A 14,974-nucleotide genomic window follows, 5' to 3' on the forward strand; every position below is an offset into this window, starting at 1 on the left:
TGAGATCCGGCAACATAAAGAAGCGATCGGGAAATGACATTGTGGCCCATTCCTACGCCGGTATTAGCCGGATCAGGTTCAAAGGGTTCGTTTTGCAACATCTCAGTCAAGCCGACAAATCAAACTTTTGATTGATAGACTTTAACACCCCTTGGCGAGCGCGATTATACATGAATTTTACAACTCGATGACAGAGTTCTTAATCTTTACGTACTCTATGCATAAAAAAACGCCAGTTTGACTGACGTTTTTTTAACAAGCGTATTAATCATTACATAGTAGAGCAAATATGCTGGATTAATTTGAAAATGCTTTTCTTACATATAGCTCAAAACGGGCTGCATTGGCATTGGGCGCAACTGCACTTACTTGTAGTTGCTGCTTGCCATGTAGCTTAACCGATTTCCAACTCACACCTTCATCGTCTATTGTCATGCCACTAACATCGAACCAAGTAAATTTATACTGGAGTCGCAGATCAGTTGAAACTTGACTAATAATGGTGCCGGTACCACGTAAAAAACCAGCTTCAGGTCTAGCCATAATATTGGCAACTTGAACTTCTCTGGCAAAACTATTGTTATCTACGCGCACTTGACCATTAGAGTCAGCCATGACTCCAGCAGTATGTGGCGCACAAGCCGCAACAACAGATGCGACCAATAATCCTATCAGTATTTTTTTCATTTCAAGCCCCTTTGCTGCAATACCCAGTATGAGTTTATATAAGTTAGCATTAAATCAATCGATCAAGAAGTGCGCTCTCGCTGTGGCAATTAAATGCTTACGATTTGTTTGCCAACAATTAATGCTCACATTGGCAACTCTGCGACCTTGTCGGGTGATTTTACACTCGGCAAAACTGTCTTTATGGTAGCCAGCTCTTAAGTAATCAATTGAAAAATCGACAACTTTTGGTACTTTAGTGGTTTGCATAAATACCATAAGCTGCACAATTGCCGACATTTCCATAAAGCCTGCAATTACACCACCATGCAAAGCGGGCAAAATAGGGTTACCTATATTGTCGTCTTTCGCTGGTAACTTAAATACTAGCTCATCACCAAAGCGCTCAACTCCCATGCCTATAAACTTGGCATAAGGTACATGCTCTAAAAGATGGCCGAAATCATTAAGTTCTGTCGCCTTTTTTACGATACCTTTAACGTCGAGTTTTATGCTTTCATCTGTAAGGCAAGATCCACTATTCATTACTTCCCCCCATTAGAGCTTGTCTAAACTCCTCACCTACCATCTCAGGGCTGATGCGCATAAACGAACCAACAGCATGAGCAATGGGATCATCAATTGAATCTTGGTAAGCAATCGCTCGCGTAAATGCGACACTCGAGGATAATTTATAGCACTGGGCAAAACCATAAACAGGTTTATGGGGTTCTGCTGGCTTCATATAGTCAACGCGTAAATCTAATGTTGGTGAGATCTCAAGTAAGCCAAACTTATCAAAAATAGAGCAAACAACCGCACAACCACTCGCTGTATCCATTAAGGTGGTGATCACTCCACCATGGATCACTCCGGTATCTGGGTAACCAACAAGTTGTTTATCGTAAGGCAGCTCCATTAAAACATGGTTGCCACTGCCTTCAAGTACTTCAAGTTTCAACTTGCGACACTGAGTCAGCTGGTCAACGAATCGACTCGCCATTTGAGTCAGCGCGTCTTTTTCATCGCCGATATTCATGCACTAGGGCTCAACATTGGGCCTAAATGATGGCCGCCCACTAAATGCATATGAATATGGAATACCTCTTGCCCACCATGCTTGTTGCAGTTCATGATCAGGCGATAGCCATCTTCTGCTATCCCAGCCTCTTGGGCGAGTTTTGCAGCAACAGACATCATACGACCAAGGGCTTTCTCATCAGATGCTTTAATGTCATTAGCTGTCGGAATTAAATGATTTGGAATAATAAGAATGTGTGTTGGTGCCTTAGGGGTTATATCTCTAAACGCGGTAACAAGTTCATCTTGATATAAAATATCTGCTGGAATTTCACGTCGAATAATTTTACTAAATATGGTTTCTTCGGCCATTTTTTTGCCCTCAAAAGGAAATAACTAAGCATAGTATACGCTAAAATGCCTCTATGGCGATGCTCGAATATCATTTCGTCAAACGCTGTAAAGTAACAAGTTGTACACAGATTAAACAGATGTATATACAATGTGGTTGACTTTAATTTGATTAGCGCATCTAATGTTCAAAAATATGTTGGAATTTGACTATGCTTACCGAAAAAGAATCCGCTCTACTTGATGCTGCAACAGAACTCGTAAAAGAAAAGGGTATGATTGCTCTAAATATGTCAGATGTACATAAAAAAGCAGGCTACTCCCGTGCAGCACAGTATCAATCGTTTAGTGATAAAAATGCACTACTCGCAGCTTTGTGTATGCGTGAGTTAGTGAGTAATACTCAAGCCATTGAAGACAAACGATTTGATGATTTAACCGGTGACTTTTCGGTCGTTTTAAGACCTGTTGTCTATCGCTATTTAAAGCTATCAGATCGATTAATGATTGATTCAGCATTCTCACTCATGCTCACACAAGTTCGCTCACTACCTGAGGATGATAGGTTTAACTTCTTAAAAAGTGGTTACGAATTCTTGAATAAAGAGCGTGAAATGAGCCGATAACTTTCGGTGTTCGATCCGCTACTAGCTAAATATAAAAGAGCCAAATACATGGCTCTTTTTAGTATAGATTAGCCCACCTTACTTAACCGCTTAAATCGCGTCACATTCGACTCTGTACTCTGTGCCCTTACAGCCAAAAACACTTTATAACAATCTGAGCAAACATAGCGACCCGATAGCGTGTTCTTCGTTTCAAACTGATTACAGAAGCTACATAAGCCAAAATTGATAGCCTTCTTTTGCATACAAGAGGCGATCGGCGTCTGAGTTACCGGCCTAGATGGAATAGACTCCGTAAGCATTAGCAGTTTTTCACTTATACCAACCAACAGCAAATTAAACAGATATATTGTTGAGGCAATAATAACCGAGGCGATCATGGTCATGATACTGAGCTCAGAGCCCTGACTTTTAAGCACAAAAACTAAACCTGCGATACACATTAACAAGGCTAAACTGGTCAATGCTTTAGCTATTAATGGTAATTGCTCGCTAAGCTCTAATTGCCTGTTGACCATTAACCTAACTCTTTAATTAAGTAAACCACACCATCTTTTTCATATACATTTTTAACTTCATTGCCCTCTCCTAATACGACAACTTGGTTACCGTTTTCAGTGACTGCATTCCCCGCCGCATCCAAAACAATCGCTATGCCTAATGCGGTCACTAATGGAGAGCGGTAAGCGTGATAATGATGGTGATGTTTAGGCACAACAATGACCTGAGTCTTTTTATAGGGTTTTCTGATTTTTTGGCACTTGATCCCACCAGCACGATCACAGCCAATTGTCGCAGCTTCAACAGGAAAAGAGCTAACAGCTAAAAGGCTAACCGTGCTGGTTAAAACTAAACAATTAGCAAAAAAAAACCTTCCTAGAAAAGTCAAACCCGTTATCAATTTCATTTGCCACCTCTTATCACTATTAAGATGTGAAAGAGTATAAACCACAAATGTACACATGTATAGACAAAGAGGTAGCAAGCCGCGTAAATTTATTTCCAACATTAAAAAAGGGCATAAATGCCCTTTTAATCGACTTACTCATTATTACCCTTGGTCAATCCGCGCTTGAACTCGCTCGGGAGAGTGAGCCTCTAACCAATATTTCTGTAACACAGGGTTATTTAATCCTGCTTGCGCGTCAGCAAGATTCCAAGCACGCTTCCAAATACCATCAGCAATCATATGAACAACCGCACTTTCAATTGCTTGTGCCACACATAAACTAACAGGCTCATTTGATGTATAGCCGACTTCTGATTCGAGCAGTTCTTGTGCATCAATAAACTTAAACACTCCAGCTGTTAGCTCTTTAGATAATACTGACTTCGTTGTTGTCACACTGCTTAGTAATCGACCAGTACGAATATCAACTGCCCTCAAATTCACCGTAACACTATCCACTCTAAACTGGCTTGATGCACCGATACCTAAATACCTGGCACCGGCTCCACCTGTACGCACATTGGTATCGTAGGCAACAATACCGCCTTCCATCAATATTTGTGCAGAATTTAACTGACTCAGACTATTAGCATCACCTTTAAGCCCTGCACGCAAAATTTTCCTTTCAGTTAATAAGTTTTGCAATCCTTCACGCTCAACCGGAATAAACCAACTGGAATCGTTTAATGCCTGCGCTAAAAATGCTGTACCACTTTGCGGTACGGCCGTTGAAAAATTACTTGATGGAATAGGTTTATATTGACCTGTTTGATCACGAAAATCGTAAACAGCAGCGACCATACTCCCCTGAGGACTAGGTAAACCAATTAAGTCATAATAGGTGTCACTTTTTGGCATTAAACTCGTTGAAGGCTCGATTTGCTCTAGTTCACTTTTGGCAGTGCAAGCGCTCAAACAACATATCATCAATAGTGGAATTAGCTTTCTCATTGTTAACCTGCTCCCGTACTGCTATCTACCAATCCACCAACTTCAATAATCGTCGTCTCTCCAGTAAGCACATCGGTAATATGTACTAAGAGTGCACCATCTTCATTAACGACTTGAATCTCAAAGTCATCGGTTTTCAGGTAACCTTCTCCACCATTAGCCGCATCATTAAAAAGCTGACTCATTAGTCTTGATTCTAATGAGCTAGCTAGACGCTCTAATGCTGTTGGCGGCACATAACTCGAGCCTCCAGTATGCTTATTCTGTGCAGAGGCGTTAGATAACAAGTAAGAGCCATTTAAGTAGCTGCCGCCAAAATTGGGATTGACCGGGGTATAAATTAACTGAGTCGCTTGGGCGCTGTTAGCTACAAGCCAAAATCCCCCGCTAATAACCATTATTGAGATTTTTTTCATGGACATTCCTTGTTAAAACTCATCTGCAGCAAGATCTGGATCGAGAAACTTTGTCCAACTCGCTTGCTTCTGCTGTTGCTTCAATTTTTGGTTTACGTACTTTGCTGCCGACATTGCTTGTTCATCAATATTACGACTAGCTGGTGATACAACCGTGATATAAACGGGTTTCCTATTCAGTAAAATACTGATTTTACTGCCGCTACGAGCAGTTGCTTGCTCTACTATCGTTAAGCCTGAATGGCGAGTTACACCACCAATATCCCGATAATCTGCAACAAATTGGCGATAAAACCTATGTCCAAAGCGAGTCATTGCACGATTAAGGATCAAGCCATCAATCAAGTCTGTCTCTACTCTAGGCGGCTTATCACTAGTGCTGTTTACTGTTAACGACTTATTAAGCGTTATCTCTTGGGCATAAAGACTGGAGCAACAAAGCAGTAAACCTAACGGCCAACGACTCATTGCGTCACTTCGTGCAAATTAGTTTGCGCCCAAGCGATTGCTTGGCCTCGGCTAGATACACCTATCTTTCTAAACGCTCGATAAAGATGCGTTTTGATAGTACTTTCACTAACAAATAGCTGATTAGCGATATCAATATTAGTGCTACCGCTTCTTAGTACCTGCAACACTTCTCGTTCACGAATAGTGAGTGTTTCTACATCATCGGTAACAGCATCTTTAGCGTTGCTAGATTCGATCAAATCCTGAGGAATAATCACCTTACCTTTAACGATTTCAACCATCCCCTCACCAATCTGCTCAAGTGATGCATCTGAATAAAACACCCCAGCAGTTACTGACGCTTGTATTAAAAAGCTGACATCAACTTGTTGTGGAAAATGGAGAAATACGACTCGCGCTACATTGCTTCCTTTCTCAATTTTGCGCTGGATTTGGTAGGCTGTTTGTACATCAACACTTGCTAAATCAATAAGAATGATAGTAATGCGGCTTTCCAGTAAATCTCCATTAAAATGTTCAGGTGAAACACTGTGTAATTTAACCAAAAACTCTTGCGGCCATCGCGTATTAAGGAGATCTGAAAAGAGATGTGAACGAGTGACGACCACCCAATGTGTAACTTTAAACATAAATTGCCTCCGTGTACCTTTTACCATCCATGTGCGTTACAGTGTAATACATACGCGTAACATACCTAAAACAAATATTGGATTTATGTTCTCCTAATTCGTGACGTATCCTTGAGTTATCTGAGCTGATCGGTTTTGCCCATATTGGATAACAGACACTGCATGCCCTGTACCATTTTGATAAATAGTTACCTCACTTTGCTCACCAATTTGTAAAACCGATGCTCGGTTGTCATTACCTTGCTGATTTAAGTCTAAGCTCAAAAAAGCACCTTGTTGAGAAGAGATAAGCACGTTATTAAAGCCATTTTGCAATATGTCAGCTTCGACTTCAGCGCCATTTTGATGCGCTAGAACAAAGTTACGACCACCGACCTGATCTACATTTATCTGAGTAGCCACACCACTTTGGCTTAAGATTGCTGTATTCGATCCCCCTTGCTGACTAACTCGACCGTTTAGATCACTGCCATTTTGCAAGATGGAAGCCTGATTATTAAAGCCACTTAACTCATCGACTTGACTAAGGTCTTCAGTCGCTTGTGTCGCTATAGATGTCAGTAAGCCTGTTGCGATAACGCTACTAATAAGCAAAATACTGCAAACAGAGCTTAATTCTTTATAAACCTTGAGGTAATTCATTACGCGACGATCAACCTTAACTCGAGCAAATTGAGATAACGCGGTCATTATGTAGGTAATTAATCTCTGCTTCATCAGACCTGAGTATGAAAGGCTGTGCATCATTAAGGTTATTTAGCGGAATAAAATAAGACTAAACTACTAGTCGTGAACCCTAAGTATTACATGGATGAATATCAGAATATAAAGTAATGCTCGGTATTATTTGATAAATCGCAAATGGGCAAAGGAACTTAACAAAGGTCCTTCGCTCACAGACAAATGCGAATATAAGAGCCAGCTTTTATCATTGCAAAGATGTAAGCCAATTTAGCTTAGCTAAATAAACGTCTTTATCTTCACTAGACGATGAGTGCGTAAGAGCTAACGAAATAGCTTTTTTCGCTTGTTGAGGTTCGCCTAATTGAAAGTGTACCTGTGCTAAATCGTAATAAGCTCTATGGAAATAAGAGGTGTTTTTCAAGAATTTATTAAGGTATATCTTAGCACTTTGATAGTCTTGCTGTGACATCGCATCTACAGCTTGCAAATACCATGCGTAAGGACTTTGCTCATCAAGCTTCAACAGTTGTTGTTTAATAAGGTTAGCTTGTTCTGTTCTTCCTTGTAAACGAAGCAAAAAGTGATAATTACTTAACAAGTAAATTTTATTATCCGCCACTTCTAATCCGTAACGATACAGTTTTTCAGCTAACTCCAGCTCACCTAACTTTCTTAAAACAACTGCCTGCATATTAATAGCCGGTTCATAAGCTGGCGCCATACTTAAGCTCTTATTTAATAATCGATAAGCGTAATCCAGTTTTCCCTCAAATATTGCATCTGCGGCTAGATTTCGATAAAACATCGCAAAAAACTCATCTTGATCTATTATTTTCCCACCACGATCGTATTTATCAGGAAAGTAATCAATTTTGACTCTGTTCCTACCAAACAGGGCTTCGTTCTGATTTTCAACCGTTTCATACATAAATGTTCGAACGTGATCGGATGTCACTGCGACGTTATCAGAAATATCAAGCAATACTGGCATGGTATGCATAACCTGAAAACGCAGCTCCACTTGCAGTTCATTAGCAATCGCAAACGTTAACATGGCTAGTGCCATGCAGTTACCGCCATTATCGACAAGCGACTGACTTGCGAAATAATTTTTACCTTGATAATTAAAATTAACTAACCGCTTTTTTATGTACAACATAGCTTGCTTATAATTAGCTAAGTTAGCCACATGCTCTTGTTGAAGAAATTCTTGCAATGCAATTATTTGCTCAGGACTTAAACGATAAAAATCCTCTGGTGTCGGAATAGTCTGCTTAGACGTCGCTGCAACATAGTCTAATTTGGGTAGTATTGGCGTGGAGTAATTTGTGTCTGTTGTTGCCTTGCATCCATGTAACAGAATCAATAATGGTAAAAAAAACACCAGTCGCATAAAACATTCCTTTGTATAAATCTATTGCCCTAGCTCACAACTAAAACTATCACTGTCTAGCACTATTATGATGACTAGGCATAGATAGTTGTTAATCTGCGATGTCTATCGAAGATTAAAGCCTACAATAAACAGAACACGCTTTTAAAGCATTAACTTAAGTAATATTAAAACATGACTAACAATAAAATCACCAGTAAAAATATGCTACTTAGGCTCTGCCAGAACAATAGTGGCCGCCTTGCTATCAAAGGTCTAGTTTGGTTCGCTTGATGCCACTGTTGTTCTGGCGTTCTCATATCATAAAGCCATTCACTCGTATCAGAATGCCTTTTACTGGCATCTATGTTTAATGACTTTCTGATTGCGTAATCCATCCAGATTGGCACCAAAGGATTAAGCTCATAGCTCGGTGTATATTGTAGTTTATAAAAATCCTCTAACTTTTTGCACCCTGCTTGTTTTGCTTTAAATGGTAATTCTCCTGTAAGCATCTCAAATGCGATCACAGCCAGAGAATAAAGATCAGCTTGATGACTTCCCTTGTAACGCAACATTACTTCAGGTGCTGAATAGTCTGCAGTACCAAGAACTTGTTCCCCTCCCACAGGGGAGCTAATTTCAGCAACTCCTTTTATAAAACAAGCTCCAAAGTCAATGATTTTGACTTGCTCATCACCATCAATTAATACATTTTCTGGTTTGAGATCTTGATGCAGAGTATCCCTTCTGTGAAATGCCCTCACGCCTGCTTCTATCTGAGTCAAAATCCTTAGTACAGTTTTGGGATCAGGCTTAGGATTTTTCCGTATCCACTGTTTTAGAGTCATCCCTTCTATGTATTCTGTTAAGTAATACAACGCTGTTTTCGTCTTGCCTATATCGCGAATTGCAATAACCTGCGGGCTTCGGATCCGCTCGCCAATCCAGCTTTCCAGTATAAAACGCTCGATATAAGCAGGATCATCTTGATAGTTAAGTGATGGGGTTTTCATACTTGCAAGCTGACCTTGCATATCCTCAATAAGGTAAACTTGGCTACGTTGACTTTGATAGATAGTTTTCAAGATGGTGTAACCGTCAAGTTTCATACCTACACTTAATGCTGGTGGAAACGGCATTTGAGTAAGGCTACCGTGCAGATCATCGATGCTTAGTTCAGGTAACGCATTAACACTAATACATTGGCAACTAACGTTATCTATCGAGCCGTTATTGATTGCCGACTCTACAAGCTGTTGACTCAGCTCCTCACAATCGGCGTCAGTAAATGCTCTTTTATCGTTAACTAAACGAGCTTCAATTATGCCTTTAATATTGATATCGTCTAAAACATCATGTACACCATCAGTCATTAATAGATAAATATCATTAACCCCTAGCGCAATAGATTGATAATCCACATCAATATTTAGATCTAATCCTAATGCTCTCGCTAAATATTTATTGCCATGCCCTACGAGACTGACATGATCATAAGAAAGCCTTTGAAGTTGCCCTTCTCGGTAGCGGTAGATCCGTGAATCACCAATATGCAACATATGTAAATGACAGGATTTAAACACTAGCGCACTAAAAGTACATACATAGCCACGCCTTGCATCTCTGTAATCTTGACCAAGCCCGTAAAGCCAACGGTTTAATGCTGTAAGTACTTTTGAACTCGATTTCTTAACTGACCATAGGGCAGGAGTTGAATAATAATCGGCTAGAAAATTACTCACACTTATTGCTGAGGCCGCAGCACCTTTTTCCGCTAGACTAACCCCATCACTAATTGCAGATACTGCCCCTTTGGTTGTCAGCAAATGGCCGTTAGGAATACGGATCCCAATCGCGTCTTCATTTTGCGCTTTAGCCCCTTTATCTGAAAACTGACCAGCTGATAAGCACAGCTTTGCTTCCGTTGCAAAAGGAAAGCAGTGCTGTTCACTATCAACAGATGACTGATTTAGGATGACTGACGTAACCTCTGTGCTTGCACAAAGGCGAGTTACCTCGCCAGACAATTGCGTATTAGCCATCCTCTTAACTCACACTAATTAATGTCACTTCTCCATCATCACTAACTTCTGCAATATGGCCTTTAGGCTCAGCCATAAAGAACAGTGAACAGAAACCGAATACAGCGCTAGCTGCGATAACATAGAAAAAAGTTTGAGTAGATACCATGGAGTAAACGGTAAGGAAAAACACTGCGCCCACATTACCGTATGCACCAGTCATACCTGCTATTTGGCCTGTAAGGCGTCGCTTAATTAGCGGCACAGCAGCAAACACGGCGCCTTCGCCACTTTGCACAAAAAAAGAGCAAAGCATTACCATGGCAATAGCAAAAGGTAATCCCCAGCTACTGTCTATTTGCGCAACACCAAAATAACCTAATGCAAGCCCTGCGGTTAATATAAGCAGTGTTGATTTGCGGCCAAAACGATCACTTAACCAACCGCCGCCAGGACGAGACATTAGGTTCATAAAGGCATAAGAGGATGCCACCATGCCCGCTTGTGCCATACCTAATTCAAATGTTTCGGCAAAATACAGAGGAAGCATTGACACAATTGCGAGTTCAGAACCAAAGGTTGAAAAATAGAGTACGTTTAGTACTGCCACCTGTTTAAACTGATAGCGTTCAAACTTTGGTACTTGACCAGTAAATACCTGTTTGTTTACATTAAATGTTTGTAGCAGATCTGCCGCTAAAATAGCAAATAATAACAGATAGATGCCATTAACCATGTTATCTGAAAGCATAGCAACCCCCGCAGGAGAGAGCTTCCAAGCCAGTAAACCTAAGGTGGCATACATAGGCAGTTTCATCACCACCAGCAGGAAAAAATCACCTTTACTACTGACTTCCATAGCTCCAGCTTTCTTAGGTGTAAAATAGGTTGAGCCTTTAGGTGTATCGGTCACATTAAAGTAATAGACAAAAGCAAAAATTAAGCTCATCAAACCTGTTAAGCCAATAGCATATCGCCAACCATCTTGCCCACCAAATGCAAGCGCTACCGCGGGTAAGGTAAAAGCCGCAGCAGCAGAGCCAAAGTTGCCCCAACCACCATATATTCCTTCAGCAACGCCTAACTCCTTAGCTGGAAACCATTCACTGACCATACGGATCCCGATCACAAAACCAGCACCAATAAAGCCAATAAAAAACCGCGCTAAGGCAAGCTGTTCGAAGCTAGTGCCTAATGCAAACATAAAACAAGGAATGGAGCATAACCCCAGCAATAATGAATATACTCTTCTGGGACCAAAGCGATCAGTAACCATACCTATGATAACTCGCGCAGGAATAGTCAGCGCAACATTTAAAATAAGTAGAGTCTTAATTTGCGAGTTAGTAAGGCCAACACTGTCGGCAATAACACTTATAAGTGGCGCTGCGTTAAACCACACTACAAAGGTGATAAAAAATGCCATCCAACTTAAATGCATCACTTTCATCTTGCCACTAAAACTAAAGAGATTAAATTTTTGACTACTCATTTACCCCTCCCCCCTATGGCTTGACTTCTGTTCTCTACTTGTAGGCGCTGATGTGATTTTGGCTAAAATTTTTCCTTGCAGTTTTTTTACCTCATAGCAGTTAACGCTCAGTACAGCGCTTTCTAAGCACTGCCCAGTTCGCAAATCATAATGCTGTTTATGAATTGGGGAAGACACATACATTTGATTATCAAACTCACAAATTAATCCTCTGGATAAAACGCTTACACCTGTTGCAGGATCTATATTATCAAGTGCGAATATGCCTTTCTCGCCCAAATTAAACAAGGCTATCGCTTTCCCTGAGGCCCATGCAGCTATGCCTCTATGACTTGGCAGAGCTGCTTCTTCACATAATGTTACCCAACTCATACTATGACCTCCTGTTCTTCGATTATAGACACGGTTATATCTCCAGCCCTACTTGCTGACTGAGTCACCGCAGAGAATGTTTGCACCTCTGACTGCATTGGAAATTTCTGTTCGCGCAGATATTGGTAAGAGCTTTGACTGTGTGCAGGCGCATCTTGAGGATTGACAAACTCATCGAACCGACTAAGGAAATGTTTATCATTTAAACTGGTCTGCCACTCACACTGATAGCTGGCCACCACCTTTTTCATCTGGGTTTCAAGTTCTACTGCGAGTCCAAGTTCATCATCGATAATCACTGATTGCAGATATTCGAGGCCACCGGATAATGACTCCATCCATACAGAAGTGCGCTGTAATCTCCCAGCTGTTTTTGAATAAAACATTAAGATCCTGTCGATATAACTGACCAACTGCGCTGTCGATAAGTCAGTCGCAAACAGGTCGCCATGACGAGGTCGCATGCCACCGTTACCACAAACATAAAGGTTCCAGCCGTTTTCTGATGCAATCACACCAATATCTTTACTTTGAGCTTCTGCACATTCTCGCGTACATCCTGATACGGCCATTTTAATTTTGTGGGGGGCACGTAGGCCCTTATAACGATTTTCTAAAGCTATGGCTAAGCTAACTGAATCTTGTACACCATAACGACACCAAGTATCGCCAACACAAGATTTTACCGTACGTAGGGATTTTCCATAGGCATGACCGGTTTCAAATCCAGCGGCAATCAACTGTCGCCATATTTGAGGTAGCTCAGACAATTGCGCACCAAACATATCTATTCTTTGGCCACCTGTGATTTTGGTGTAAAGGTCAAATTTTTTAGCGATTTCACCTATCGCTATCAATTTATCAGGTGTGATCTCACCACCGGCAATTCGTGGTACAACCGAGTAGCTGCCATCTTTTTGCAAATTACCTAAATAAGCATCGTTGGTATCTTGAAGCGCCACATGCTGCTCTGAAAGCACATAATCATTTTCTAATGTGGCAAAAATAGATGCTGCTAATGGCTTACAGATCTCACAACCAAGCGCTAAAGTTGATGCCCCTGCTTTAGCATGTTGCCTATAAAGCGTGTTAAAATCTTTAATGCCTTCAACTTGGCACAGATGGAACAAGCCTTGCCTATCATGCTCAAAGTGGCAACATATACCCTGCTCTGTTGCTATACCTTGTTCAGTCAGAGCCTCATCGATAATTTGTTCAACCACTGCTGAGCAGCCACCACATCCTGAAGCGGCTTTAGTACAAGCTTTAATTTCCGTTAAGCTTTGCTTTCCTCCTTGTACTTGTTCGCAGATAGCTGACTTGGTAACTTGATGACAGGAACATACGATGGCATTGTCTTTTAGACTAATAGGTTCTGAATTGTCTGCCAGCAGCAATGTCGCTGCTGGAGCGTCCAGAGGCTCTGCAGCTAAATATACGTTTAATAAACTGGCATATTCATCAACATTACCAACCAATACTGCTCCTTTTAAATATTCGCCAGCTTCATCAAGCCAGAGTTTTTTGTAGATCCCTCCCTGCCTATCAAACAACTCTACATATTGCGCATCTTCGAAACCGCGACTTTCACCGATGGAAGCCACATCAACTCCCAGTAGTTTAAGCTTGGTACTCATATCTGCGCCTTTAAACTGACTTGGCGTATTATTGAGGTAGTCTGCTGTGATTTGCGATACAACGACATCTGCCATTTGGTAGCCAGGAGCCACTAAACCGAATATTTTTTGCTGCCATAAAGCACATTCACCAATAGCAAAAATATCGGTAATTGAAGTTTGGCAATTATCATCAATGACAATGCCACCTCGCTCCCCAACCTCAATACCGGCTTTTCTCGCGAGGCTATCTTGGGGACGGATCCCCGCAGAAAACACCAACATATCTGTCTCAAGAAAACTCCCATCACTAAAGATCATACGATGACGTGCATTCTCACCATCAATGATTGCAGTTGTAGCTTTGTTTAGATGAACACCCACACCAAGTGCCTCAATTTTCTGTTTTAACAGCTCGCCGCCGTGATCATTAAGCTGCACAGACATTAACTGAGGCGCAAATTCTACAACATGAGTATCAACTCCTAAGGATTTCAGCGCATTAGCAGCCTCAAGCCCAAGCAGTCCGCCGCCAACTACAACCCCAGAACGAGAGCGCTTAGCCGATTGCTCAATGGCCTTTAGATCGTCAATAGTCCGATACACCAAACAATCAGCCCTATCATTACCATCAATAGGTGGCACAAATGGGTATGAGCCTGTGGCTAGTACAAGTTTGTCGTAACTCATCCGTCCTTGCTCAGTGACAACCTGTTTACTAGCAGTATCAATCGCCATTGCTTTTTGGCCTAAATGCAAATTGACACCTTGCTTTTTATACTCAGCTTGGCTGGTTAACATCAAACTATTCGCATTCCCCGATTCAAAGTATTTTGATAGTTGAACGCGGTCGTACGCTGCTATTTGCTCTTCGCCTAACACTTGAATATCGTAATACTGACTCATTTGTTGCTGACACAGTTGCTCAATAAAGTAATGGCCGACCATGCCGTTACCCACTACGAGTAATTTCTGTTTTTTTTGTTTCATATCATGCTCCTGTGTTAACCCTTTAAGGCAAACAAAAAGGCGCCACTTCTCTATAGAAGATGGCGCCTTTGCCCGAAACTCATTACATTTTTATAAACGCTTATACAGCCAGTTAATTTAAAATCGTTTTAATATCACTACTTCAGCACTACTTGTGTTCATGCAGATAAGAGCGCATCACTTAATCTTTTGCAAGGCCTGCGCCAGCTTAAACACCCCAACTACAAACCATACAAACTACTGTTTTAAAAGAGTTAATATTTTTTGTATCTCTTCATGGCTTTTCTACTCAGGTAACAAACAGTTTTACTTGCACTTATTTGGATCACTATAGAGCATCGACAG

General features: G+C 41.1%; 17 protein-coding genes and 1 riboswitch. Of the genes, 1 reads left to right on the forward strand and 16 read right to left on the reverse strand.

Annotated elements, in window-relative coordinates:
- Nucleotides 1–32: 32 nt before the first annotated feature.
- Nucleotides 33–162: riboswitch (TPP riboswitch) on the reverse strand.
- A 135-nt stretch (nt 163–297) separates the two neighbouring features.
- Genes L884_RS0107775 through hinT form a run of 4 tightly spaced genes read right to left on the reverse strand, consistent with a single transcriptional unit; the run spans nt 298 to nt 2,058 of the window.
- Entirely contained in the window at nt 298–687 is a 390-nt protein-coding gene (locus tag L884_RS0107775) for a YcfL family putative periplasmic lipoprotein (protein WP_028766965.1), read from the reverse strand.
- 54 nt (nt 688–741) lie between these two features.
- Nucleotides 742–1,212 (reverse strand): PaaI family thioesterase, encoded by a 471-nt coding sequence (locus tag L884_RS0107780; protein ID WP_028766966.1) that lies wholly within the window; start codon nt 1,210–1,212, stop codon nt 742–744.
- The gene (locus L884_RS0107785; RefSeq protein WP_028766967.1) at nt 1,205–1,705 is read right to left on the reverse strand and encodes a PaaI family thioesterase; all 501 of its coding nucleotides are present in this window, start codon (nt 1,703–1,705) and stop codon (nt 1,205–1,207) included. The genes L884_RS0107780 and L884_RS0107785 overlap by 8 nt, the downstream gene beginning before the upstream one ends.
- Entirely contained in the window at nt 1,702–2,058 is a 357-nt protein-coding gene (gene hinT, locus L884_RS0107790) for a purine nucleoside phosphoramidase (protein WP_028766968.1), read from the reverse strand. Before hinT ends, L884_RS0107785 begins: the two co-directional genes overlap by 4 nt.
- A 191-nt stretch (nt 2,059–2,249) precedes the next feature.
- Here hinT and L884_RS0107795 point away from each other — a divergent pair, with 191 nt between their 5' ends.
- Nucleotides 2,250–2,663: a helix-turn-helix domain-containing protein gene (locus tag L884_RS0107795; protein ID WP_028766969.1), complete on the forward strand. Its 414-nt coding sequence runs from the start codon at nt 2,250–2,252 to the stop codon at nt 2,661–2,663.
- A 68-nt stretch (nt 2,664–2,731) separates the two neighbouring features.
- Here the strand turns inward: L884_RS0107795 and L884_RS0107800 are convergent, their stop codons facing one another.
- The 12 genes from L884_RS0107800 to nirB form a co-directional block, all read right to left on the reverse strand.
- Complete coding sequence (locus L884_RS0107800; protein WP_028766970.1) at nt 2,732–3,181, reverse strand: hypothetical protein; 450 nt, start codon at nt 3,179–3,181, stop codon at nt 2,732–2,734.
- Nucleotides 3,181–3,570: a hypothetical protein gene (locus tag L884_RS0107805; protein ID WP_051435573.1), complete on the reverse strand. Its 390-nt coding sequence runs from the start codon at nt 3,568–3,570 to the stop codon at nt 3,181–3,183. Before L884_RS0107805 ends, L884_RS0107800 begins: the two co-directional genes overlap by 1 nt.
- 144 nt (nt 3,571–3,714) lie before the next feature.
- Nucleotides 3,715–4,563 carry a CsgG/HfaB family protein gene (locus L884_RS0107810; protein WP_028766972.1) on the reverse strand — a complete coding sequence of 283 codons (849 nt, stop codon included), beginning with the start codon at nt 4,561–4,563 and terminating at the stop codon, nt 3,715–3,717.
- Nucleotides 4,564–4,565: 2 nt separating this feature from the next.
- Complete coding sequence (locus L884_RS0107815; protein ID WP_051435574.1) at nt 4,566–4,979, reverse strand: curli assembly protein CsgF; 414 nt, start codon at nt 4,977–4,979, stop codon at nt 4,566–4,568.
- A 12-nt stretch (nt 4,980–4,991) separates the two neighbouring features.
- Entirely contained in the window at nt 4,992–5,447 is a 456-nt protein-coding gene (locus tag L884_RS0107820; protein ID WP_028766974.1) for a CsgE family curli-type amyloid fiber assembly protein, read from the reverse strand.
- The gene (locus L884_RS0107825) at nt 5,444–6,079 is read right to left on the reverse strand and encodes a LuxR C-terminal-related transcriptional regulator (protein WP_028766975.1); all 636 of its coding nucleotides are present in this window, start codon (nt 6,077–6,079) and stop codon (nt 5,444–5,446) included. The genes L884_RS0107820 and L884_RS0107825 overlap by 4 nt, the downstream gene beginning before the upstream one ends.
- A gap of 93 nt (nt 6,080–6,172) precedes the next feature.
- Nucleotides 6,173–6,796 (reverse strand): curlin, encoded by a 624-nt coding sequence (locus L884_RS0107830; RefSeq protein ID WP_169731783.1) that lies wholly within the window; start codon nt 6,794–6,796, stop codon nt 6,173–6,175.
- Nucleotides 6,797–7,007: 211 nt separating this feature from the next.
- Nucleotides 7,008–8,156 (reverse strand): tetratricopeptide repeat protein, encoded by a 1,149-nt coding sequence (locus L884_RS0107835; protein ID WP_028766977.1) that lies wholly within the window; start codon nt 8,154–8,156, stop codon nt 7,008–7,010.
- A 167-nt stretch (nt 8,157–8,323) separates the two neighbouring features.
- Nucleotides 8,324–10,180 carry a bifunctional protein-serine/threonine kinase/phosphatase gene (locus tag L884_RS0107840; RefSeq protein WP_084221414.1) on the reverse strand — a complete coding sequence of 619 codons (1,857 nt, stop codon included), beginning with the start codon at nt 10,178–10,180 and terminating at the stop codon, nt 8,324–8,326.
- 4 nt (nt 10,181–10,184) lie between these two features.
- The gene (locus L884_RS0107845; RefSeq protein WP_028766979.1) at nt 10,185–11,651 is read right to left on the reverse strand and encodes a NarK family nitrate/nitrite MFS transporter; all 1,467 of its coding nucleotides are present in this window, start codon (nt 11,649–11,651) and stop codon (nt 10,185–10,187) included.
- Nucleotides 11,652–12,023 carry a nitrite reductase small subunit NirD gene (nirD, locus tag L884_RS0107850; RefSeq protein ID WP_028766980.1) on the reverse strand — a complete coding sequence of 124 codons (372 nt, stop codon included), beginning with the start codon at nt 12,021–12,023 and terminating at the stop codon, nt 11,652–11,654.
- On the reverse strand, nt 12,020–14,629 hold the full coding sequence (gene nirB, locus L884_RS21875) for a nitrite reductase large subunit NirB (RefSeq protein WP_037410572.1): 2,610 nt from the start codon (nt 14,627–14,629) through the stop codon (nt 12,020–12,022). Before nirB ends, nirD begins: the two co-directional genes overlap by 4 nt.
- Nucleotides 14,630–14,974 lie beyond the last annotated feature (345 nt).

The sequence above is a fragment of the Shewanella fidelis ATCC BAA-318 genome (genome assembly GCF_000518605.1).
GTDB classification, from domain to species: domain Bacteria; phylum Pseudomonadota; class Gammaproteobacteria; order Enterobacterales; family Shewanellaceae; genus Shewanella; species Shewanella fidelis.